We start from the raw sequence: 22,297 nt of genomic DNA, 5'->3' as shown, positions 1-22,297 counted from the left end.
CACGGCGGCCTACTGCCCGAGGACGTGCAGGTCCTGCAGGGCCCGCACCTCCATCTCGTTGTTGCGCACCGCGGAGATGCCCTGGACTGCCGCGACGGCGCCCTGGACCGTGGTGACGCACGGGATGTTCATGGCCACCGCGGCGGCGCGGATCTCGTAGCCGTCGGAGCGGACCTCGGCAGAACCGACCGGGGTGTTGATGACCAGGTCGACCTCGCCGCCGCGGATGACGTCGACGATCGTCTTCTCGCCGGCGGTCTCCGGGCCGTCCTCGGTGAGCTTGTTGACGACCTCGCACTCGATGCCGTTGCGGCGCAGCATCCCCGCCGTGCCGTGGGTGGCCAGGATGCGGAAGCCCAGGCCCGCGAGGCGCTGCAGCGGGAAGACCAGCGTGCGCTTGTCGCGGTTGGCCAGCGACACGAACACGGTGCCCTCGGTCGGCAGCTCGCCGTAGGCCGCGGCCTGCGACTTCGCGTACGCCGCGCCGAAGTCGCCCGCCAGGCCCATGACCTCGCCGGTGGACTTCATCTCGGGGCTGAGCAGGCTGTCCAGCTCGCGGCCGTCCGGGCTGCGGAAACGGTTGAACGGCAGCACGGCCTCCTTCACCGCGATCGGCGACTCCGGCGGCAGCGAACCGCCGTCGACGTCGCGCGGCAGCATGCCCTCGTCGCGCAGCTCGGCGATGGTTGCGCCCATCATGATGCGCGACGCCGCCTTGGCCAGCGGCACCGACGTGGCCTTCGACACGAAGGGCACCGTGCGCGACGCGCGCGGGTTCGCCTCGATGACGTAGAGGGTGTCGTCGCGCAGCGCGTACTGGACGTTCATCAGGCCCTTGACGCCGATGCCGTGCGCCAGCTTCCGCGTCGACTCGCGGACCAGGTCGATGATGCCCTGGCCCAGCGACATCGGCGGCAGTGCGCAGGCGGAGTCGCCCGAGTGGATGCCGGCTTCCTCGATGTGCTCCATCACGCCGCCCAGGTAGACCTCGTCGCCGTCGCACAGGGCGTCGACGTCGATCTCGATGGCGTTGTCCAGGAAGCGGTCGACCAGCACCGGGTGCTCGTCGGAAAGCTCCGTGGCGCGGTTGATGTAGTCCTCCAGCGTGGCTTCGTCGTAGACGATCTCCATGCCGCGGCCGCCCAGCACGTAGGACGGGCGGACCAGGACCGGGTAACCGATGGAGTCGGCGACCTGCCGCGCCTCCTCGAAGGAGGTGGCGGTGCCGAACTTCGGCGCGGGCAAGCCGGCCTCGGCGAGCACCTTGCCGAACTCGCCGCGGTCCTCCGCCAGGTCGATGGCGTCGGGGGTCGTGCCGACGATGGGCACGCCCGCGGCCTCCAGGCGCTCGGCCAGGCCCAGCGGCGTCTGGCCGCCGAGCTGGACGATGACGCCGGCGACGGTGCCGGACTGCGACTCCGCGTGGTAGACCTCCATGACGTCCTCGAACGTCAGCGGCTCGAAGTACAGGCGGTCGGCGGTGTCGTAGTCGGTGGAGACGGTCTCGGGGTTGCAGTTGACCATGACGGTCTCGTACCCGACGCGGGACAGCTCCAGCGCGGCGTGGACGCACGAGTAGTCGAACTCGATGCCCTGGCCGATGCGGTTCGGGCCGGAGCCCAGGATGATGACCTTGTCCTTCTCGGTCTGCGGCGCGACCTCCGACTCGGCGGCCGGATCGAGCTCGTAGGCCGAGTAGTGGTACGGCGTCTTCGCCTCGAACTCGGCGGCGCAGGTGTCCACGGTCTTGAAGACCGGGTGCACGCCGAGGCGCCAGCGCAGGGCGCGCACGCCCTCCTCGCCGGCCAGCTCCGGGCGCAGGGCGGCGATCTGGGCGTCCGACAGGCCCCAGTACTTCGCCTCGCGCAGCAGCTGCTCGTCGACGACCGGGGCGTCGAGAAGCGCCTTGCGGATGTCCTGCAGGTTCTCCATCTCGGTGATGAACCACGGATCCAGGCCGGAGGCTTCGTGGATCTGCTCGACGGTGGCGCCCAGGCGCTGGGCCAGCTCGACGTCGTAAATGCGGCCCTCGGTCGGGCGCTTGAGGTCCTCCAGCACCGCCTCGAGGTCGTTCGCGCGATCGCCCGCGATGTACTCGTCGGACTTGGTCCAGAAGCCGGCCGGCTTCGACTCCAGCGAGCGCATGACCTTGCCCAGCGCGCCGATGTAGTTGCGGCCGATGGCCATGGTCTCGCCCACGGACTTCATGGTCGTGGTGAGGGTGTCGTCGGCGCCCGGGAACTTCTCGAACGCGAAGCGCGGGGCCTTGACGATGACGTAGTCCTGGACCGGCTCGAACGCGGCCGGGGTCTCGCCGGTGATGTCGTTGGTGATCTCGTCGAGCGTGTAGCCGATGGCCAGCTTCGCGGCGATCTTCGCGATCGGGAAACCGGTGGCCTTCGACGCCAGCGCCGAGGAGCGGGACACGCGCGGGTTCATCTCGATGGTGATCAGGCGGCCGTCGCGCGGGTTGATGGCGAACTGGATGTTGCAGCCGCCGGTGGCCACGCCGACCTCGCGCAGGATGGCGATGCCCTGGTCGCGCATGATCTGGTACTCGCGGTCGGTCAGCGTCAGGCCCGGGGCCACGGTGACCGAGTCGCCGGTGTGGACGCCGAGGGCGTCGACGTTCTCGATCGAGCAGATGACCACGACGTTGTCGTCGCCGTCGCGCATGAGCTCGAGCTCGAACTCCTTCCAGCCGAGGATGGACTCCTCGATGAGGACGTTGGCCTCCGGCGAGGCGGCGAGGCCGCCGCCGGCGATGCGCTCCAGGTCCTCCTGGTTGTACGCCAGGCCGGAGCCCAGGCCGCCCATGGTGAACGACGGGCGGACGACGACCGGCAGGCCGAGTTCCGCGACGGTCTCGTGGACCTCGGCCATGTTGTGGCACACGCGGGAGCGGGCGGATTCGCCGCCGATCTTGGCGACGATGTCCTTGAACTTCTGGCGGTCCTCGCCACGCTGGATGGCGGGGATGTCGGCGCCGATGAGCTCGGCGCCGTACTTCTTCAGGATGCCCTCGCGGTCGAGCGCGATGGCGGCGTTGAGGGCGGTCTGGCCGCCGAGCGTAGCGAGCACGGCGTCGATCGGGTGGCCCTCCGCGGCCTCCTTGGCGAAGATCTTCTCGATGTACGAGGTCTGGATCGGCTCGATGTAGGTCGAGTCCGCGAACTCCGGGTCCGTCATGATCGTGGCCGGGTTGGAGTTGATCAGCGTGACGCGCAGGCCCTCCTCGCGGAGGACGCGGCAGGCCTGGGTGCCCGAGTAGTCGAACTCGCAGGCCTGGCCGATGACGATCGGGCCGGAACCGATGACCAGGACGTGATTGATGTCGTTGCGGCGAGGCATGTTCTAGTTCTGGCCTTCCTGGTTGTTCGAACCGGCGCGGTCCATCAGCGCCATGAAGTCGTCGAAGAGGTTGTGGGCGTCATGCGGGCCGGCCGCCGACTCCGGGTGGTACTGCACGGAGAAGGCCATGCCCGACTCGAGCGCCACGCCCTCGACGGTGTCGTCGTTGAGGCAGGTGTGGGTGATCTTCGCCGGACCCCACGGGGTGTCGAAGCTCTTGCCCGGCTCCCCCTCCAGGGCGAAGCCGTGGTTCTGGGCCGTGATGTAGAAGGTGCCCGTGACGTGGTCCTTGACCGGCACGTTGATGCCCCGGTGGCCGAAGCGCATCTTGTAGGTGCTCAGGCCAAGGGCGCGGCCGAGGATCTGGTTGCCGAAGCAGATGCCGAACAGCGGCATGCCGTCGTCCATGGCGTTCTTGGCCACCTGGACCATGGCGTCGGCGGTGGCCGGGTCGCCGGGGCCGTTGGAGATGAACACGCCGTCCGGGGCGTGCTCCTTCTTGATCTCCGGGTACGGGGTGTTCGCCGGGACGACGACGACCCGGGCGCCGCGCTTGGCCAGCTCGCGCGGGGTGTTGGCCTTGATGCCCAGGTCGTATGCCACGACGGTCGCCTTGGCCTCGCCCTCCGGCTCGATCACGTAGGTCTCCCCCGCCGTGACCTCCTCCGACAGGTTCGCGCCGGCCATCGACGGCTGGGCGCGGACGATCTCGACCAGCTCGTCGACCGGGCGCGCGGCGTCCTCGCCGGAGAAGATGCCGGCGGCGACGGCGCCGTGGTCGCGGATGTGGCGGACGATGGCGCGGGTGTCCACCTGGCGGATGCCGATGAGGCCCTGCTCGACCATTTCGTCGACGAGCGTGCGGCGGCTGCGCCAGTTCGACGGGGCGCGGGACAGGTCGCGGATGACGTAGCCCGCGGCCCAGATGCGGCCGTCGTGGGACTCCGAGTCCTCGTCGTTCCATCCGGTGTTGCCGATCTGCGGCGGCGTGGCGACGATGATCTGGCGGTGGTACGACGGGTCGGTCAGGGTTTCCTGGTAGCCGGTCATGGCGGTGGTGAAGACCGCCTCGCCGAGGGTCGTTCCGGTCGCGCCGAATCCTCGGCCGCGGAAGACCTTGCCATCGGCCAGGACCAGGACCGCGGGGGTGTTTTCGTCCGCGGGGGCGTTGCTCACGTGGCTGCCTTTCTCGTTCTCTCCGGCATGGAGGGTGTCCTTGTGGTGCTTGCCCATCAGGCGGTCGCCTTTCCGTCGTGGGCCGTGACGCGGCCGCGCAGCACTGTCGCGGCGACCGAGACGGCCATCTCCATGTCTTCGTAGGGGGTGTTCTCGGCCTTCGACGCCAGATCGGCGCCGTGGACCGTCCAGGCCCGGCCGGGGTCCACGACCGTCAGGTTCGCGGGCTCGCCGACGGCGATCGGGCGGCCGTGGCCGGGCAGGCGGACGATCTCCGCCGGCCGTTCGCTCATGACCTTCGCCAGCCAGCGCCAGTCGCAGGGGCCGTCGAGGACGAACTCCTTCGCGATGATCGGCAGCGAGGTCTCGAGCCCGAGCATGCCGGGCTTGGCGTGCTCGAATTCGCAGCACTTCTCTTCCGAGCCGTGCGGCGCGTGGTCGGTGGCCACGCAGTCGATGACGCCTTCGATGAGCGCCTGCCGCAGCGCCTTCGCGTCGCGGTCCTCGCGCAGCGGCGGGTTGACGCGGTTGACGCCGTCGAAGGTCTCCAGGCGGGCGTCGGTGAGGATCAGGTGGTGGGGGGTGACCTCCGCCGTCAGCGGGATGCCGCGCTCCTTCGCCCACTTGACCAGCTCGACGGTGCCCTCGGTGGAGGCGTGGCAGATGTGCATGCGGCCGCCGTAGTCGCGCGCCATGATGGCGTCGCGGGCGACGATGGACTCCTCGGCCACGCGCGGCCAGCCGCCGAGGCCCAGGCGGGCGGCGGTCGGGCCCTCGTGGGCGACGGCGCCCTTGGTCAGGCGCGGGTCCTCGCAGTGCTGCGCCAGCAGGACGTCCTCGCCGCGGGCGTACTCGATGGCGCGGCGCATGATCAGCGGGTCGTCGACGCACTTGCCGTCGTCGGAGAACATGCGCACCTTGGCCTGCGAGTCGGCCATCATGCCGAATTCGGTCAGGCCCTCGCCCTTGAGCCCCTTGGTGATCGAGCCGACCGGGTGCACGTCGCACAGTCCGATGGCCTGCGCCTTCAGCCACACCGACTCGGCGATGGCCGGGTCGTCGGTGACGGGCGCGGTGTTGGCCATGGTGAACACGGCGGTGAAGCCGCCGCGCGCGGCCGCGGCCGAGCCGGTCGCCAGGGTTTCCGTGTCCTCGCGGCCCGGCTCGCGCAGGTGGACGTGGATGTCCACCAGCCCGGGCAACAGGACCAGCGAATCGAAGTCGAGCACTCGGGCGTCATCGTCCGACGCCTCGACGCCGGCGCCGATCTCGGCGATGACGCCGTCGCGGATGAGCACGTTGACGTCCTCGCCCTCGCCGTACGGGCGCACGCCGGTCAGCAGCAGCTCACCGGAGGCGGCGGCCGCCAGCGGGCCGACGGGCGGGAACGCGGAGTCGTCGTGGTGGGGTCCGTTCTCGGTTCCGGTCACTGTGCCACTCCTTCCGGGGAGAACGACGTTTCCGCCGTCAGCAGCGTGAACAGCACGGCCATTCGGACGTGCACGCCGTTGGACACCTGCTGCAGCACGGCGGTGCGCGGCAGGTCGGCGACGTGGTCGTTGATTTCCATGCCTCGCAGCATCGGGCCGGGGTGCATGACCACGCAGTCGTCGCGAAGCAGCTTCTCCCGGTCCCGGGACAGGCCGTACCTGGTCGCGTACTCGCGGTGCGACGGGAAGAACCCGCCGTCCATGCGCTCGGCCTGGACGCGGAGCATCATCACCGCATCGGCGTCGGGCAGCTCCGGCTCCATGCGGTGCGCCACGCGCACCGGCCAATTCTCCACGCCGAAGGGCAGGAGCGTCGGCGGGGCGACGAAGACGACCTCGGCGCCCAGGGCCGACAGCAGGTCGGCGTTGGAGCGGGCGACGCGGGAGTGCAGGATGTCGCCGACGATGACGATCTTCCGCCCCTCGATCGCGCCCAGCCGCTGGCGCAGCGTCACCGCGTCCAGCAGCGCCTGCGTCGGGTGCTGGTGCTTGCCGTCGCCGGCGTTGATGATCGCCGGCTGCTGCCCGTGCTTCCCCGTCCACTCGGCGATGAGCTTCGCGGCCCCCGACGCCGGGTGGCGCACCACGATGGCGTCGGCGCCGATGGCGTCGAGCGTCAGCGCGGTGTCCTTGAGGCTCTCGCCCTTCTTCACCGACGACGAGGATGCCGAAATGTTGATCACGTCGGCGCTCATCCACTTGCCCGCGGTCTCGAACGACGCGCGGGTGCGGGTGGAGTTCTCGTAGAAGCAGGTGAAGATGGTGCGGCCGCGCAGCGTCGGCAGCTTCTTGATTTCGCGGCCCGCCAGGGCCTCCCTGAAGCGATCCGCCTCGTCCATGAGGCCGACGATCTCGTCCTTCGACAGATCGGCGATGCTCAGCAGGTGCTTCACGACACCTGCGCCCGGCTCAGGATCACCGCGTCGCGGCCATCGATGTCCTCCACCAGGACGCGGACGTCCTCGTGCCGCGCCGTCGGCAGGTTCTTGCCCACGTAATCGGCGCGGATGGGCAGCTGGCGGTGGCCCCGGTCGACGAGGACCGCCAGCTGGATGATGTCCGGGCGGCCGATGTCGTTCAGCGCGTCCAGCGCGGCCCGGATGGTGCGGCCCGAGAACAGCACGTCGTCGACCAGCACCACGATGGTGCCGTCGATGCCGGCGTCCGGGATCCGCGTCGGCTGCAGTGCGCGATGCGGGCGGTTCCGCAGATCGTCGCGGAACAGCGTGATGTCCAGGGAACCGGTTTCCGGCTTCACCCCGGAGTATTCCTCGATGCGCTCGGCCAGTCGCTCGGCCAGGGGCACGCCGCCCGACGGAATGCCCAGCAGCACCACCCTCGGCGCGCTCGATCCGTCCAAAGCGGTCTTCTCGATGATCTGGTGCGCGATGCGCGCGACGGTCCGGCCGACCTCGTCCGCGTTCAGCAGTTCCGTCGTATCTGCGGAAGTGCCGCCCGCCGGGGTCGCCGGGTTCGTGTTGTCGCTCATCGTGACCTCCTTCCCCGCCTCTCCGTGCGGTCCGTTAAAGGATGTCCCGTGATTGCCCACGGTTACGGCAGCGATCTTACCAGCCCGCTCCCGGCGCCCCGATCACCCCCGGTCGCCGGCCGCGGTGAACTGCGACACGCGGCAACGACCCTCTCCCACTCGCCAACTCACCCCGAAAGGCAGCTGCGGCCCCTCTCCCCGCTCGTCAACCCACCCCGAATGCGCACACCCACCCGCTGTAACGGGTGGGTGTGCGCATTCGGGGTGGGTAAGCCCGCCGCCCGTGCGGATAAGCACGCGATCAAGGCGGGAGAACGGACCGACACCGCGTCACGGAGCTCCGAAGAAAAACGCCATGAGCGGGACCATGACCACGATGGGCCACAGAATCGCGATCGCCGCGAGCACAACCAACCAGGTCTTGCGCAGCCACAGTGCGCCGGCCAGACCCGCGATGTTGAACGCCCACGCCCACGGGTTGCCGAACATGTCGGCCATGTTCCCCGCAGTCTGCACCACGATCGACGCGGCGAGCACCACGGCGACGGCGATCGTCGCAAAGCGCCCGGGTTGGCGCATTCCGCGATGGGCCACCACCGCCACTACTTCGTCGCCTCGAGCCTGGCCCGCGCGTCCTCCACGTCGAACTCCGCCCGCGGCCATTCCAGCTCCAGTCCGCGCAGCGTATCCAGCAGCAGGCCCTTGACCACGAGCCTGGAGTACCACTTGTGGTTGGCGGGCACGCAGTACCAGGGGTTGGCCTCGGTCGACGTACGGCGCAGCGCGATGTCGTAGGCGTCCTGGTAGTCGTCCCACAGCGCGCGGTCGTCGATGTCGCCGACGTCGAACTTCCAGTGCTTGTCGTCGCGGTCGAGCCGGTCCATCAGACGCTCGTACTGTTCGTCGCGGTCGATGTGCAGCATCACCTTGATCAGGTGGATGCCCTCGGCGGCGAGGCTCTCCTCGTAGGCGACGATCTGGTCGTACCTCCCCTCGATCTCATCGAGCGGGGTCAGTTCCTTGACCTTCTCCACCAGGACGGCCTCGTAGTGCGACCGGTCCCACACGCCGATGCGCCCGGGCTTCGGCATGCGGATGCGCGCCCGGTACAGGAAGTCGTGCTCGTTCTCCTCCTCGGTCGGCCGCCCGAAGGTGAACACTTCCACGCCCTGCGGGTCGATGCCCTTGAGCACGTGGCGCACCACGCCGCCTTTGCCGGCGGTGTCCATGCCCTGCAGCACGATGACGATCCTCGGCGCGGTCCCGTCCCCGCTGCGCGACGCGGCGTACATCCGCTCCTGCAGGTCGGCGATTTCCTCGTCATGGTCGTCGAAGAGGTCGGCCGCGATCTCCTTGCCATCCCCGTCGTTCGGCAGACCCGGGGTGGCGTCGGCGTCGACAAGCGAAAGCCGCCACCCCTCCCCGACTTTCAGCGCTTCGGCGTCGTCCAGGGTGAAGTGGCGGTGCTTTCTTTTCTTGCCCATGGGGCAAGGCTAGCCGCGTTCGGCCGGCCGGGTATCGCTAGTCGGCCTTCGCCTCGCCCGTTTCCGCGCTTGACGACGGCCCCGCGCCGGCATCGTCCGCCGCGTCCGTGGCATCGGCCGGGCCGGCCTCGACGACCTCGACGCCGGGTTCCGGCATCGTCGGCGTGCCGGGCACGATGGGCGCGGCATCCGCCGGGGCGGAGGACACCCGCACCGCGGCGGCGGCCATGCGGGCCTGGCCGGCGATGTCGGCCTCCGCGTCGAGCACCGCGTTGATGTACGGCGGCGCGACGTCGGTGGAGTACTCGCTGGCCAGTTCCACGCCCTCGACGACGGCCACGCGCGGCGGCACGTCGGGGTTGTGGAACAGCTCCCACGTGCCCACGCGCAGGATCGCGCGGTCGACGGCCGGCAGGCGGCGCATCGGCCACTCCGGTGAGAGGTAGGAGGCGATCGTCGAGTCGATGCCGTCGATCTCCAGCGCCACGCCGCGGACGATCTCCTCGGTGTACTCGGCGATGGGGGCGACGCCCGACTGCTCGTCGCGGGCGAGCACCAGGCGCTCGTCGATCAGCTTCTCCGGGTCGACGCCGCGCTGCTCGGCCTCGAACAGCAGGTCCACCGCGCGGCGGCGGGCACGGTAGCGCGCGCCGCGGCGCTTGTAGTTGATTTCCTTGCCGGAATCCTTGCCGGAATTCTTTTCGCTCATGGAGCGCGCGACTAGTTGTTCACGCGCGACAGGTAGGAGCCGTCGCGGGTGTCGATCTTCAGGACGTCACCGGTCTCGATGAACAGCGGGACCTGCACCTCGGCGCCCGTCTCCAGGGTGGCGGGCTTGGTGCCGCCGGTGGAGCGGTCGCCCTGCAGGCCCGGGTCGGTCTGCTGGACGGTCAGGTCGACGGAGACGGGCAGCTCGGCGAACAGCGGCTCGCCCTCGTGGAAGGACACCTGCACCGAGGTGTTCTCCAGCAGGAAGCGGGCGGCGTCGCCCATCAGGTGCGGGGCCAGGTTGATCTGGTCGTAGGTCTTCTCGTCCATGAGGACGTAGTCCTCGCCGTCGCGGTACAGGTAGGTCATGTCGCGGCGGTCGACGGTCGCGGTCTCGACCTTGACGCCGGCGTTGAACGTCTTGTCGGTGGTCTTGCCGGAGACGACGTCCTTGAGCTTCGTGCGCACGAACGCGGGGCCCTTGCCGGGCTTGACGTGCTGGAACTCGACGATCTGCTGCAGCTTGTTGTCGATCTTCAGCACGAGGCCGTTCTTGAAGTCGGAGGTGGATGCCACGAAAAGCTCCTGTGTGGTTAGGCGACGGGTCTGACCGGTACACGATACCCCCGCCGCCGCCCCAGCGCTAAAGCGGCGCGCCGCTCCCCCGGATCGGGGCCCGGGAAGGGCGGCTCAGACCGTTTTCGGCAGCGGGGTGATGATCTCCGGCTCGCCGTCGGTGACGATCACCGTGTCCTCGATGCGCACGCCACCGAAGCCGGGGACGTAGATGCCCGGTTCGATGGTCAGCGTCATGCCCGTGGCCAGGGTCTCCTGCGATCGGCTGGAGGCGAAGGGAGCCTCGTGGACGTCGAGGCCGATGCCGTGGCCGGTGGAGTGGACGAAGTACTCCCCGTGCCCGGCGGCGACGATGACCTCGCGGCACGCGCGGTCCACGTCGGCCAGCGGCGTGCCGGGCCGCGCGGCCTCGATTCCGGCGAGCTGCGCGCGCAGGACGGTCGAGTAAATCTCGCGGGCGAAGTCGTCCGCGGCCTCGGACCCGCCCACGACGAGCGTGCGCGTCTTGTCGGAGTGGTACCCGTTCTTCGATGCCCCGAAGTCGATGGTGATCAGGTCGCCGTCGCAAAGCACCCGGTCCTCCGCGCCCGCGTGGGGCTTCGCGGAGTTCGGCCCGGACGCGACGATGGTGTCGAACGCGATGCCGTCCGCCCCGCCGAGCCGCATGCGGTGCTCGAGGTCCGCGGCGATGGCGCGCTCGGTCGTACCGGCGGCGATCGCGCCGGACGCGACCAGGTCCTCGAACGCCTTCACGGCGATGGCGGCGACCTCGCGCAGCGCGTCGAGTTCGGCGTCGTCCTTGACGGCACGGAGCTTTTCGACGAGGTCGGCCGTTTCCACCAGCTCCGTGCGCCCGTCGGAATCCAGCGCCGCGCCGATGCGGCGCATGGCGGCGACGGAGACGTGCGCGGCCTCGAAGCCGAGGCGGCCGACGCCCGCCGCACTGGCCCGGCCGGCGAGTTCGACGGCGCAGGTGCGGGAGACGTGCAGCTCCAGTTCCGGCGCCTGCACCCCGATCTGGGTGGTGTAGCGGCCGTCGGTCGAAACCATCGCCGAACCGTCGGCGTTGACCAGCACCGCGCCGTTGGAGCCGGTGAAGCCGGTCAGCCAGCGCACGTGCACCGGGTGGTCGATGACGATGGCGTCGCAGCCGACGGCGTCGAGTTGCTCGGCCAGCCGCGCCCGGCGGCCGACGTAATCGATGGTGTGCGGGCCGGTGGCGTGCTCGGTGGCGCTCATCGGGTGGTCTCCTCGTCGGTGATGGCGGCGCCGGGGGTGGTGGCGTCGGCGGTGGTGGTGGCCCCGAGGTTGGCGGAGCCGTCGGATGCGGTGGCGTTGATGCGGCCCGCGACCCGGCGCAGCGCCAGGCCGTAGCCGTCCGTCCCGCAGCCAACGATGATGCCGGCGGCCAGCGGGGACAGCAGGGACGTGTGGCGGAACTCTTCGCGGGCGTGGACGTTCGAGATGTGGACCTCGTGGAAGCCGGCGCCGTCGGCGACCTCGGCGAGGGCGTCGCGCAGGGCGACGGAAGTGTGGGTCAAGCCGCCGGGGTTGATGATCACGGGCCAACCCTCGTCGGCGGCCTCGTGCACCCAGTCGATGAGCTCGCCCTCGTGATTGGACTGGCGGCAATCGACGGTGACGCCGAGCTCGTCGGCGAGCGATTCCAGTCCGGCGACGACGTCGTCGAGCGTCGTCGCGCCGTAGACGTCGGGCTGGCGCTTGCCCAGCCGGTTGAGGTTGGGGCCGTTGAGCACGAGTACCGTGGTGCCCTTCACCGCGCCGTTCATCGCGCCGACTCCTCGTCCGCGGGGGCGCCGTTCGCGACGAGCGCCGCGTAGGCCTCGCGCAGCTGCTCCTCGGGCGGGCCCTCCAGCCGCGTGGTCTCCCCCGGCGCCGTCAGCGCCACGAAGCGCAGCGTGCCGCGCCGGTTCTTCTTGTCGCGGGTCATGCCGGCGAACAACTCGTCGAAGCGGTCGCCCGCGTACGTGGTGGGCAGGCCGATCGACTCGAGGATCCGGCGGTGGCGCTCCACCAGTCCGGCGTCGATGAGCCCCGCGATGCGCGCCAGCTCGGCGACGTAGACCATGCCCACGGCGACGGCGTGGCCGTGGCGCCAGCGGTAATCCTCGTGACGTTCGACGGCGTGGCCGAAGGTGTGGCCGTAGTTCAGCGTCTCGCGCAGGCCGGCCTCCTTCAGGTCCTCGGAGACCACGTGCGCCTTGACCTTGATCGCGCGCTCGATGAGCTCCGGCAGCGCGCCGTCGACGTCGAGGCAGGCGGCGGGGTCGGACTCGTAGAGGTCCAGGATCGCCGTGTCGGAGATGAATCCGGCCTTGATGATCTCCGCCGAACCCGCGACGACTTCCGCCATCGGCAGCGTGCGCAGGAAATCGAGGTCGACGAACACTCCCGACGGCTCGTGGAACGCGCCGACCAGGTTCTTGCCCGCCGCGGTGTTGATGCCGGTCTTGCCGCCCACGGCGGCGTCGACCATGGCCAGCAGCGTCGTGGGCACCTGGTAGACCTTGATGCCGCGCATCCACGCCGCCGCGACGTACCCGCCCAGGTCGGTCGCGGCGCCGCCGCCCACGGCGACGATCGCGTCGGCTCGGCCCAGGCCCCGCTCGCCCAGCACGTCCCAGCAGCGCCCGGCGGACTCCAGCGTCTTGCCCGCTTCGGCGTCGGCGATCTCCAGGGCGAAGGCCGAGACCCCCTTGGCGGACAGCGCCTCCACGATGCGGTTGGCGGCCGGGGCGACGCTGCCCTGGTGGATCACGCAGACGTTGGCGGCCTCGCCGGCGGCGTCGGCGATCTGCGGCACGAGTCCGGAACCGATCCGCACTTCGTAGGGGGCGGGTCCGTTGACGGGGATGGTGGTCACGGTTCGCGTGGTCCTTTCGGGGGAATGTGGAAACGGCCGCGCTCGAATGCGCGGCCGGGTCGCGGATGGCGCCCGGCTGCCGCCGAGCTTATCCATTCAGTCCCGTTCGTCGTCGCCGTCCGCGGAATCGAGGTAGCCGAGGATCTCGGCGACCACGCGCTGCGGCGAACGGGAATCGGAGCGCGCCTTGAAGCTGGCCACTTCCTCGTAGAACGGGCGGCGGTACTCGTACAGCCTGCGGTAGTGCTCGGCGGGGTCGTCGGCGGAGAGGACGGGACGGCCGGTTTCGCCGGACGTGCGGCGCACGCCCTCGTCGACGCTGACCTCCAGGTAGACGACGTCATGGTCGGCCAGCAGGTTGCGCGTGGCCTCGGAGAGCACCGCGCCGCCGCCGAGCGAGACGATGCCCGGGCGCTGCAGCGCCTCGGCGATCACCTCTTCCTCGATCTCGCGGAAGCGCGGCTCGCCCAGGGACGTGAACACGTTGCCGCAGGTGTCGCCCTCCCGCTCCTCGATGAGGTGGTCGGTGTCGGTCAGCGGCGCATGCAGGGCCCGGGACAGGCGGCGGCCGATCGTCGACTTGCCGGCGCCGGGCGGGCCAACCAGAACTACGCGGGGAGTTGCCATCGTCGCCGAAACCTACTCCCAGTCCAGACGGTCCGCGACCTGGGCGAGGTAGCCGTCGACGTTGCGGCGCAGCTCCGTCAGCGAATCTCCGCCGAACTTCTCGGTCACCGCGCGTGCCAGGGTCAGCGCGACCATCGTTTCGGCGACGACGCCGCCGGCGGGCACCGCGCACACGTCGGAGCGCTGGTGGATGGCGGTGGCGGCCTTGCCGGACTCCATGTCCACGGTCTTCAGGGCGCGGGGAACGGTGGAGATCGGCTTCATCGCCGCGCGGACGACCAGCGGCTGGCCGTTGGTCATGCCGCCCTCGAGGCCGCCGGCGCGGTTGGTCAGCCGGTCGACGCCCGCGCCGCCCTCGACGCGGACCATCTCGTCGTGGGCCTGCGTGCCGCGGCGCCGGGCTTCCTCGAAACCATCGCCGATTTCGACGCCCTTCACGGACTGAATGCCCATCAGCGCCGACGCCAGCTGCGCGTCCAGGCGCTCCTCGCCGGAAATGTGGGAGCCAAGGCCGATCGGCAGGCCGTGGACGACGACCTCGACGATGCCGCCGAGGGTGTCGCCCTGCTTCTTCGCGGCCTCGATCTCGGCGACCATCGACTCCTCGGCCTCCTTGGAGAACGCGCGCACCGGCGACTCGTCGATGGCGTCCTGGTCGGCGAAGGTCGGCAGCTCGCCGACGTACGGCTCGGAGGCGCCGATCGAGATGACGTGGCTGACGATCTCCACGCCCAGCGCCTCGCGGAGGATCGACCGCGCGACGGTGCCGGCGGCGACGCGGGCGGCGGTCTCGCGGGCCGACGAGCGCTCCAGGATGTTGCGGGCGTCGGTGTGGCCGTACTTGAGCATGCCGTTGAAGTCGGCGTGGCCGGGGCGCGGGCGGGTCAGCGTGGCCCCGCGGGCGCCGTCGAGCTCGGACGGGTCGACCGGGTCGGCGCTCATGACGGTGGTCCACTTCGGCCACTCGGTGTTGCCGATCATGATGGCCACGGGCGAGCCCAGGGTGCGGCCGTGGCGCACGCCGCCGAGCAGCGTGACCTCGTCGGCCTCGAACTTCATGCGGGCGCCGCGGCCGTAGCCGAGGCGGCGCCGCGCGAGCTGTCGGGAGATGTCCTCCCGGGTGACGGGGAAATCGGCGGGAACGCCCTCGACCATGGCGACGAGCGCCTGCCCGTGCGATTCTCCTGCGGTGGTCCATCGAAGCATGCGGACATCATCTCATGTTCGTAACGGCGATCACGCCATTGGTCCCCCGAGGGCGACCCCCGCGCAGGCCACGAGCATCGACGGGCCGTGCGGCACGGCCCGTTTCCGGGCGATCGCACCGGCCGCCGCCGTGAGCAGCCCGGCAGCGATCATCGCCGCCAACGTGCCCGGGATCCCCGCCGACCACCCCGCGATGCCGCCGAGCGCCAGGGCGAGTTTCACGTCGCCGCCGCCCATGGCCCCCGGCTTTGCGACGCCCACGGCCGCGTACGCGCCCGACCACAGGGCGGCGCCCGCGAGGAAACCGGCGAACGCGGCGTCGTGAAGCGAAAAAAGCGCGGCCACCGGCACGGCCGACAGAGTCAGGTGGTCCGGAAGCCGCCGCGAACTCAGGTCATGCCACGCGAGCCACGCCGCCCACAGTGCGTATGCGCACCAGAAGACGGCCCCCGACAGATCCCCCGGCCCCATGAGGGGAAGTCAACCCGAAAACGCGGCCTCTCGCATGGCGGCCTCGGGGGCCCGCTTGCCCGTGAACTGCTCGAACTGGCCGAGGGCCTGGTGCAGCAGCATGGTCAGCCCGCCCAACGCGGCGTGGCCGTTGCGCTCGGCGGCGCGGACCAGCGGCGTCGGCCAGGGGTCGTAGATGACGTCGAGGATCTTCGGCGCCCGGGCCAGCTGGCCCGCGTAGCTCTCCAAAGCCTCCGACGGCACAGTGGAGACCAGGACGTCCGCAGAACCTGCGACGTCCGCCAGATTCGGCGCCGTGAACGGCACCCACGTGAAGCTCACGCCGAGCTGCGCCGCCAGGGGCTCCAGCGCGTACACCCGCTCGGAGCGGGCCACCGCCGAAATGCGCTTGACCCCGGCATGCGCCAGCGCCCACAGCGCAGGCCGCGCGGTGCCGCCCGCGCCGACCAGCACCGCCCGGCCGTCCGGCAGCCGGTGCGCGCCAAGTTCCCGCAGCGCGCCGGCCACGCCGTCGCAATCGGTGTTGTCGGCCCGCCACCCGCCGCCGGTGCGCACCAGCGTGTTGGCCGAACCGATGGCGCGGGCGCGGTCGGTGGCCTCGTCCGCGAAATCCAGGGCCGCGAACTTGCCCGGCATGGTCACCGAGAAACCCGCGTAGGAGTCGTCCGCCTCGCCGACGATGCGCGGCAGCTCCTCCGCCGTGCAGCGGAAACGGCCGTACTCCCAATCGTCGAGGCCCAGCGCCGCGTAGCCCGCGTTGTGGATCAGCGGCGACCGGGAATGCTCCACAGGGTCGCCGAGGACGGCGGCGCGGTGCGCGATCGCGGGGCGGCTCATCGGTTCGAATCCAGCACGCCGTTGGCGATGGACTCCTGGATCGCCGCCTGGTGCTCCTCGAACGTCGTGGTGAAGACGGTCCGGCCATTCTTGTCCACGGTGACGAAGTAGAGCCACGTGCCCTCGGCCGGATTCTCCATCGCGGTGATGGCCTCGATGGACGGCGACGAAATCGGAGTCTCCGGCAGGCCGTCCTTGGCATAGGTGTTCCACGCGGTGACCCGGGCGCGGTCCTCGTCGGTGGTCGCGATCTCCTGGTCCGGCAGGTCGTAGTTGACCGTCGAGTCGAACTGCATGCGCATGGGCTCCTGCAGGCGGTTGAGGATGACCCGGGCGACCTTGTCGAAGTCCCCGCGCGGCGCCTCCATCTGGACCAGCGACGCTGCGGTGATCATCTCGTACGGCGACAGCCCGACTCGCTGCGCCGAGGCCTCCAGGCCGGTCTGCTCGTACCGCGCCGCCGACTCCGACACCAGCGAGGACAGAACCTCGGCGGCGGACGACTGCGGGTTGAACTGGTGAACGCCCGGGGTGATCAGGCCCTCGATGCGGCGCGGGTCGTCGCCGCGGGCGGCGACCTCCTTCGCGGCCCACGCGGGCACGCCGAGCGACGCCGGATCCATGGTGCCCGCGGCGTTCTTCAGGGCGTCGACCGAAATGCAGTTGCCCTCGCCCATGCACGACGCCTCGGAGATGAGCGTGAAGATGCCCTTGCGCACGTCATCGGACGCCACGATGTGGGTGTCCATCAAACGCGTGCCCGTCGGGATGTCGACCGTGCCCGCCTGGTTCGACGGATTGAGCAGGGCCTCCACCGCCGAGTCCGCCGACATCCTCTTCTGCAGCCGGTAAAAGCCCGGCTGCAGCTCGCCCGAGCGGGCGTGGTTGTTGGCCGCGGACATGAAGGCGTCCTCCGTGGCCACGACGTCCTGCTTCTTGAGCTCCGTGGACAGGTCCGACAGCGACGCGCCCTGCGCCACCTCCACGACCACGGTCTCGCCGTTGCCGTCGCCCGTGTAGTCGCCGGACACGCCGCCGCGCAACCAGAGGAAACCGACGCCGGCGAGGATGATGACGCTCAGCAGGATCGACACGACGTTGATGGCCATCGACGTCTGGCGGCGGCGGACGCGTCCGCGGCGGGCCTTGCCCGGCTTCGCGGTTCTCTTGGTCCTTGCGGCCGACTTCGGGCCAGTGCTCATCTCGGTCTCCTCGGGGACGGGCACCCGACCGCAGACGGGTGGTCGGGACAATCTTGTTGATTCTCCCCCATGTACCGCCCGATTGTCACATTTCAGTCACGGAGTGTCGCGCTCGGGTCACGGTGCGGCGCGCAGGAAGTCGCGGCGCTGATCCAGCCACGACTGCAGGATCTCCACCGCGGCGGCCTGATCGATGACGCTCCGGCCGCTCTTGACGTCCCGCCCCGCCTGATGGAGCCGTGACTGCGCCATGACCGTCGTCATGCGCTCGTCCGCCATGCGGATGCGCACGCCCCCACCCAACCGGCGCCCGAGCCGGAAGGCCACGTCGCCCGCCTTGCGCGCGGACGTGCCCGGCGTGCCGTCGAGCATGAGGGGCAGGCCGATGACGATCTCGACGACGTCCAGTTCCTCGGCGAGCTCCACCAGCCGGTCGATGTCCGCGCCGTCGGGGCCCCGCCGCCCGGTCTCCCGGGTGATCGTCTCCACCGGCGTGGCCAGCAGGCCGTCGGGATCGGACATGGCGACTCCCACGCGGACGTCGCCGACGTCGATGCCCAGCCGCCGGCCGCGGCCCGGGTCATCGGCGCCGGGCCGGTCGATCTCGAGCTTCGCCATGTTCCGCCTCCGCCTCGCGCGGCCTAGGCCAGCGAGTCCGCGATGGCCGCGAGGCCGGCGTCGATGCCGGCGGGCTCGGAACCGGAGCCCTGGGCCAGCTGCGGCTTGCCGCCGCCGCGGCCGCCGATGCGCTCGCCGAGCAGCTTGACCAGGTCACCGGCCTTGTGGCCGGCCTCGACGCCCGCGTCGGTGACGGCCACCGCGAACGGCGCCTTGCCGTCGGCCTCGGCGGCCAGCGCGATGATCGCCGCGCGGTCGTTGAGCCGGCCGCGCAGATCGTTGGCCAGGGACCGGATGTCCTTGGCCTGCGTGCCGGCGGGCAGCTGGAGACCGAGGTAGGTCACGTCGCCGATGACGCGCGCCTTGTCCAGGTGCGACTGGGCGTCGGCGAGCAGGCGCGCGGCCTTCAGGTCGGCGACCTGCTTCTCCGCGGCCTTCAGCCGCTCGGACAGGGCGGCGATGCGGTCGGGCAGCTGCGCCGACGGGGCCTTGAACTCCGCGGCGAGACGCTCGGCGAGCAGGCGCTCGGTGGACAGGTACCGGAAGGAATCCAGGCCCGAGTAGGCCTCGATGCGGCGCACGCCGGAGCCGACGGAGGACTCGCCGAGCACGGCCACCGGGCCGATCTGCGAGGTGTGGTCGACGTGGGTGCCGCCGCACAGCTCCATCGAGAACGGGCCGCCCATCTCGACCACGCGCACGCGGTCGCCGTAGTTCTCGCTGAACAGCGCCAGGGCGCCCATCGCGCGGGCCTCCTCCAGGGAGGTCTCGATGGTGTTGACCCGGTAGTCGGCGTCGGCGGCCTCGTTGGCGATGGCCTCGATGCGCGACACCTGCTCCGGGGTCAGCTGCTCGCCGTACTTGAAGTCGAAGCGCAGGTAGCCCGGCTTGTTCATCGAACCGGCCTGCGTGGCCGCGGGGCCCAGCACCTCGCGCAGCGCGGCGTGGATCAGGTGCGTGGCCGAGTGGGCCTGCTCCGCCTTGTGGCGCCACGCCGGGTCGACGGCGACCTCGGCCAGCTCGCCCACGGCGAGCTCGCCGCCGACGACGCGGCCCTTGTGCAGCCACAGCTTCTTGCCCACGCGCTGGACGTCGTCGACCACCAGCACCGCGCCGGAGGCGGTGGTGATGCGGCCGTGGTCGGCCAGCTGGCCGCCGCCCTCGGCGTACAGCGGGGAACGGTCGAGGATCAGCTCGACGTCCGCCCCCTCCGACGCGCGCTCCAGACGGGCGCCGTCGCCGACCAGGCCGATGACGGTGGCCTCGTCGACGAGCGTGTCGAAGCCGGTGAACACGGTCGGGTGCTCGTCGATGAACTCGCGGTAGACGCCGAGGTCGCCGTGGGTGCGCTTCTTCGCCGCGTTGTCGGCCTTCGCGCGGGCGCGCTGCTCGGCCATCTCGCGGTCGAACTCGTCGCGGTCGACGACCAGGCCGGCCTCGGCGGCCATCTCCATGGTCAGGTCGATGGGGAAACCGTGCGTGTCGTGCAGCGCGAAGGCGTCGGCGCCGGACAGCGACGTCGACCCCTCGGCCTTCGCCTTCGCGGCGACGTTCTCGAACAGGTGGGTGCCGGCCTCGAGGGTCTTCAGGAAGGCCTTCTCCTCCGTCAGCGTCACGCGCAGGATGCGGTCCCAGTTCTCGGTGATCTCCGGGTAGGACGGCGTCATGGTGTCGCGGACGGACTCCATCAGCGGCTGCAGGGTCTCGCCGGTCGCGCCGAGCAGGCGGGCCGAGCGGATGATGCGGCGCAGCAGGCGGCGCAGGATGTACCCGCGGTCGGAGTTCGACGGGGTGACGCCGTCGAGCATGAGCATCAGGCCGGTGCGGCAGTGGTCGGCGATCACGCGGAAGCGGACGTCGTCGCGCTCGCCTTCGTCGCCGCCGGCGCCGTAGGTGGCGCCGGTCAGCTTCTCGGCGACGTCGATGACGGGGCGCAGCAGGTCGGTCTCGTAGACGTTCTCGACGCCCTGCAGCAGGAACGCGACGCGCTCGATGCCCATGCCGGTGTCGATGTTCTTCTTCGGCAGCGGGCCGAGGATCTCGAAGGAGTCCTTGCCGGTGCCCTCGCCGCGCTCGTTCTGCATGAACACGAGGTTCCAGATCTCGATGTACCGGTCCTCGTCGGCCTCCGGGCCGCCGTCGACGCCGTACTCGGGGCCGCGGTCGTAGAAGATCTCGGAGCACGGGCCGCAGGGGCCGGGCACGCCCATCGACCAGTAGTTGTCGGCCATGCCGCGGCGCTGGATGCGCTCCTCGGGCACGCCGACGCCGTCGCGCCAGATGTCGTGCGCTTCATCGTCGTCGAGGTAGACCGTCACCCACAGCTTCTCGGGGTCGATGCCGTAGCCGCCCTCGTCCACGGGGTTGGTCAGCAGCGCCCAGGCGTGCTTGATCGCGCCTTCCTTGAAGTAGTCGCCGAAGGAGAAGTTGCCGGCCATCTGGAAAAAGGTGTTGTGGCGGGTGGTGATGCCCACCTCCTCGATGTCGAGGGTGCGCACGCACTTCTGGATCGACGTCGCCGTGGCGAACTCCGGGGTCTGGTGGCCCAGGAAGTACGGCTTGAAGGGGACCATGCCGGCGTTGACGAACAGCAGGTTCGGGTCGTCCAGCACCAGCGACGCGCTGGGGACCTCGGTGTGCCCCGCGTTCACGAAATGGTCGATGAAACGCTTCCGGATCTCATGGGTCTGCACGGAGTCGGGTCCCTCTTTCACGACGGTCGGGTGGTTTGCCGCCCGGCGGCGGCGTCAGCCGTGCCAGCATACCCCCTCGGCCCGGGCTACTTCCGCTTCCCCCGGACGATGCCGCGCAGGGTGGCCATGTGGTCGCGCATCGCCCGTTCCCGGCCGTGGGTGCCGGGGCGGTAGTACTCCGCGTCGGCGAGCTGGTCCGGCGGGTACTGCTGCGTGACGACGCCCTTCGGATCGTCGTGGGGGTAGTCGTAGTCCACGGCGTTGCCCAGGGCCTTCGCGCCGGAGTAGTGCCCGTCGCGCAGGTGCGGGGGCACGGCGCCGTAGTTGCCGGCGCGCACGTCCTTCAGGGCGGCGTCGATGGCGGAGATGACCGAGTTGGATTTCGGGGCGGTGGCCAGGTGGATGACGGCCTGGGCCAGCGGCAGGCGCCCCTCGGGCAGGCCGATGAGCTGCACGGCCTCGGCGGCGGCGACGGCGACCTGCAGCGACGTGGGGTCCGCCATGCCGATGTCCTCGCTGGCCAGGATGATGATGCGGCGTGCGATGAACCGGGGGTCTTCCCCGCCCTCGATCATGCGGGCGAGGTAGTGCAGGGCGGCGTCGACGTCGGAGCCGCGCACCGACTTGATGAACGCGCTGGTGACGTCGTAGTGCTGGTCGCCGTCGCGGTCGTAGCGCACCACGGCGCGGTTGACCGACGCCTGCACGGTCGCCTCGTCGAGCGTGCCGCCGTCGGGGACGGCTTCGGCGGCGGCTTCCAGGTACGTCAGCGAGCGGCGGGCGTCTCCCCCGGCCAGCGCCACGAGCTGGTGCAGGGCATCGTCGGCGACGGCGATCCGGCCGTTCAATCCGCGCTCGTCCTCGACGGCGCGGCGGATGACCTCGGCGACGTCGCCGTCGGAAAGCGGTTCCAGCTGCAGCAGCAGCGAACGGCTGAGCAGCGGCGACACCACGGAGAAGCTGGGGTTCTCCGTCGTCGCCGCGACGAGCAGCACGGTGCGGTTCTCCACCGCGCCGAGCAGCGCGTCCTGCTGCGTCTTGGAGAAGCGGTGGACCTCGTCGATGAAGAGGACCGTCTGCACGCCCTCGCGGACCAGGTGCCCGCGCGCCCGCTCGATGACCGCGCGGACCTCCTTGACGCCGGCGTTGAGGGCCGACAGCGCCTCGAAGCGGCGGCCCGTCGACGTCGAAATCAAGCTGGCCAGCGTGGTTTTGCCGGTGCCGGGCGGGCCGAAGAGGATCACCGAGGTGTCTCCCCCGCCGTCGACCAGCCGGCGCAGCGGGGCGCCGTCGCCCAGCAGGTGCTTCTGGCCCACGACCTCGTCGAGCGTGCGCGGGCGCATCTTCACGGCCAACGGCGCGTGGGCGCCCGGGTGGAAGTACGCGCCGGCGTCCGCGCCCCCGTTGGCGGCACCGCCGCCGGACGCCGGACCGCCCGCGCCCGGGTCGTCGAAGAGCCCCGGCTCGCCGGCCATGTCCGCCTCC

Annotated in this window: 19 protein-coding genes and 1 pseudogene; all 20 read right to left on the bottom strand. The window is 70.7% G+C overall.

Annotation, left to right across the window (positions count from 1 at the left end):
• Positions 1-9: 9 nt before the first annotated feature.
• Entirely contained in the window at positions 10-3,351 is a 3,342-nt protein-coding gene (carB, locus tag CHAN_RS06620) for a carbamoyl-phosphate synthase large subunit (RefSeq protein ID WP_290293103.1), read from the bottom strand.
• Between the two features lie 3 nt (positions 3,352-3,354).
• Positions 3,355-4,584: a glutamine-hydrolyzing carbamoyl-phosphate synthase small subunit gene (gene carA / locus CHAN_RS06615; protein WP_290293100.1), complete on the bottom strand. Its 1,230-nt coding sequence runs from the start codon at positions 4,582-4,584 to the stop codon at positions 3,355-3,357.
• A complete protein-coding gene (locus tag CHAN_RS06610; protein ID WP_377748509.1) occupies positions 4,584-5,957 on the bottom strand; it encodes a dihydroorotase in 1,374 nt (457 codons plus the stop codon). The genes carA and CHAN_RS06610 overlap by 1 nt, the downstream gene beginning before the upstream one ends.
• A complete protein-coding gene (locus tag CHAN_RS06605; protein ID WP_048743723.1) occupies positions 5,954-6,910 on the bottom strand; it encodes an aspartate carbamoyltransferase catalytic subunit in 957 nt (318 codons plus the stop codon). Before CHAN_RS06605 ends, CHAN_RS06610 begins: the two co-directional genes overlap by 4 nt.
• Positions 6,907-7,506 carry a bifunctional pyr operon transcriptional regulator/uracil phosphoribosyltransferase PyrR gene (gene pyrR, locus CHAN_RS06600; protein ID WP_048743725.1) on the bottom strand — a complete coding sequence of 200 codons (600 nt, stop codon included), beginning with the start codon at positions 7,504-7,506 and terminating at the stop codon, positions 6,907-6,909. Before pyrR ends, CHAN_RS06605 begins: the two co-directional genes overlap by 4 nt.
• A gap of 330 nt (positions 7,507-7,836) precedes the next feature.
• On the bottom strand, positions 7,837-8,100 hold the full coding sequence (locus CHAN_RS06595; protein WP_290293094.1) for a hypothetical protein: 264 nt from the start codon (positions 8,098-8,100) through the stop codon (positions 7,837-7,839).
• An 8-nt stretch (positions 8,101-8,108) separates the two neighbouring features.
• Positions 8,109-8,990, bottom strand: a complete 882-nt coding sequence (locus CHAN_RS06590; RefSeq protein ID WP_290293091.1) for a PPK2 family polyphosphate kinase — start codon at positions 8,988-8,990, stop codon at positions 8,109-8,111.
• A 37-nt stretch (positions 8,991-9,027) separates the two neighbouring features.
• A complete protein-coding gene (gene nusB, locus CHAN_RS06585; protein WP_290293088.1) occupies positions 9,028-9,699 on the bottom strand; it encodes a transcription antitermination factor NusB in 672 nt (223 codons plus the stop codon).
• An 11-nt stretch (positions 9,700-9,710) separates the two neighbouring features.
• Positions 9,711-10,274 carry an elongation factor P gene (efp, locus tag CHAN_RS06580; protein WP_048743730.1) on the bottom strand — a complete coding sequence of 188 codons (564 nt, stop codon included), beginning with the start codon at positions 10,272-10,274 and terminating at the stop codon, positions 9,711-9,713.
• Positions 10,275-10,388: 114 nt separating this feature from the next.
• A complete protein-coding gene (locus CHAN_RS06575) occupies positions 10,389-11,513 on the bottom strand; it encodes a M24 family metallopeptidase (RefSeq protein ID WP_290293084.1) in 1,125 nt (374 codons plus the stop codon).
• A gap of 101 nt (positions 11,514-11,614) precedes the next feature.
• Positions 11,615-12,064, bottom strand: a pseudogene (gene aroQ, locus CHAN_RS06570) (type II 3-dehydroquinate dehydratase); the annotation flags it as partial.
• A complete protein-coding gene (gene aroB / locus CHAN_RS06565; protein WP_290293081.1) occupies positions 12,061-13,158 on the bottom strand; it encodes a 3-dehydroquinate synthase in 1,098 nt (365 codons plus the stop codon). The pseudogene aroQ and the gene aroB, both read right to left, overlap by 4 nt.
• A 96-nt stretch (positions 13,159-13,254) precedes the next feature.
• Positions 13,255-13,785 (bottom strand): shikimate kinase, encoded by a 531-nt coding sequence (locus CHAN_RS06560; protein ID WP_290293079.1) that lies wholly within the window; start codon positions 13,783-13,785, stop codon positions 13,255-13,257.
• Between the two features lie 12 nt (positions 13,786-13,797).
• Positions 13,798-14,991, bottom strand: coding sequence for a chorismate synthase (aroC, locus tag CHAN_RS06555; RefSeq protein WP_290293077.1), 1,194 nt, complete (start codon positions 14,989-14,991; stop codon positions 13,798-13,800).
• Positions 14,992-15,021: 30 nt separating this feature from the next.
• Positions 15,022-15,462 carry a prepilin peptidase gene (locus CHAN_RS06550; protein WP_290293075.1) on the bottom strand — a complete coding sequence of 147 codons (441 nt, stop codon included), beginning with the start codon at positions 15,460-15,462 and terminating at the stop codon, positions 15,022-15,024.
• A 9-nt stretch (positions 15,463-15,471) separates the two neighbouring features.
• Positions 15,472-16,299 (bottom strand): shikimate dehydrogenase, encoded by an 828-nt coding sequence (locus CHAN_RS06545; RefSeq protein ID WP_290293073.1) that lies wholly within the window; start codon positions 16,297-16,299, stop codon positions 15,472-15,474.
• A complete protein-coding gene (gene mltG, locus CHAN_RS06540; protein WP_290293388.1) occupies positions 16,296-17,408 on the bottom strand; it encodes an endolytic transglycosylase MltG in 1,113 nt (370 codons plus the stop codon). Before mltG ends, CHAN_RS06545 begins: the two co-directional genes overlap by 4 nt.
• Positions 17,409-17,618: 210 nt before the next feature.
• On the bottom strand, positions 17,619-18,119 hold the full coding sequence (ruvX, locus tag CHAN_RS06535; protein ID WP_290293071.1) for a Holliday junction resolvase RuvX: 501 nt from the start codon (positions 18,117-18,119) through the stop codon (positions 17,619-17,621).
• Positions 18,120-18,142: 23 nt separating this feature from the next.
• On the bottom strand, positions 18,143-20,812 hold the full coding sequence (gene alaS, locus CHAN_RS06530; protein ID WP_290293068.1) for an alanine--tRNA ligase: 2,670 nt from the start codon (positions 20,810-20,812) through the stop codon (positions 18,143-18,145).
• An 86-nt stretch (positions 20,813-20,898) separates the two neighbouring features.
• Positions 20,899-22,287, bottom strand: coding sequence for a replication-associated recombination protein A (locus CHAN_RS06525; RefSeq protein WP_290293065.1), 1,389 nt, complete (start codon positions 22,285-22,287; stop codon positions 20,899-20,901).
• Positions 22,288-22,297: the final 10 nt, after the last annotated feature.

Origin of the sequence: Corynebacterium hansenii (assembly GCF_030408795.1) — a bacterium.
Classification (GTDB): Bacteria; Actinomycetota; Actinomycetes; order Mycobacteriales; family Mycobacteriaceae; genus Corynebacterium; species Corynebacterium hansenii.
The sequence above is the reverse complement of the archived record's forward strand: the minus strand, read 5'-3'. Positions and strand labels throughout refer to the sequence as shown.

What these genes read in the sequence shown, in the direction of transcription:
- nusB (WP_290293088.1), bottom strand. Translation starts at nt 9,699, where the DNA reads ATGAGCGAAAAGAATTCCGGCAAGGATTCCGGCAAGGAAATCAACTAC.
- CHAN_RS06550 (WP_290293075.1), bottom strand. Translation starts at nt 15,462, where the DNA reads ATGGGGCCGGGGGATCTGTCGGGGGCCGTCTTCTGGTGCGCATACGCA.
- carB (WP_290293103.1), bottom strand. Translation starts at nt 3,351, where the DNA reads ATGCCTCGCCGCAACGACATCAATCACGTCCTGGTCATCGGTTCCGGC.
- carA (WP_290293100.1), bottom strand. Translation starts at nt 4,584, where the DNA reads ATGGGCAAGCACCACAAGGACACCCTCCATGCCGGAGAGAACGAGAAA.
- ruvX (WP_290293071.1), bottom strand. Translation starts at nt 18,119, where the DNA reads ATGGCGAAGCTCGAGATCGACCGGCCCGGCGCCGATGACCCGGGCCGC.
- aroC (WP_290293077.1), bottom strand. Translation starts at nt 14,991, where the DNA reads ATGCTTCGATGGACCACCGCAGGAGAATCGCACGGGCAGGCGCTCGTC.
- pyrR (WP_048743725.1), bottom strand. Translation starts at nt 7,506, where the DNA reads ATGAGCGACAACACGAACCCGGCGACCCCGGCGGGCGGCACTTCCGCA.
- CHAN_RS06590 (WP_290293091.1), bottom strand. Translation starts at nt 8,990, where the DNA reads ATGGGCAAGAAAAGAAAGCACCGCCACTTCACCCTGGACGACGCCGAA.
- CHAN_RS06560 (WP_290293079.1), bottom strand. Translation starts at nt 13,785, where the DNA reads ATGGCAACTCCCCGCGTAGTTCTGGTTGGCCCGCCCGGCGCCGGCAAG.
- mltG (WP_290293388.1), bottom strand. Translation starts at nt 17,408, where the DNA reads ATGGCCATCAACGTCGTGTCGATCCTGCTGAGCGTCATCATCCTCGCC.
- CHAN_RS06545 (WP_290293073.1), bottom strand. Translation starts at nt 16,299, where the DNA reads ATGAGCCGCCCCGCGATCGCGCACCGCGCCGCCGTCCTCGGCGACCCT.
- CHAN_RS06525 (WP_290293065.1), bottom strand. Translation starts at nt 22,287, where the DNA reads ATGGCCGGCGAGCCGGGGCTCTTCGACGACCCGGGCGCGGGCGGTCCG.
- CHAN_RS06575 (WP_290293084.1), bottom strand. Translation starts at nt 11,513, where the DNA reads ATGAGCGCCACCGAGCACGCCACCGGCCCGCACACCATCGATTACGTC.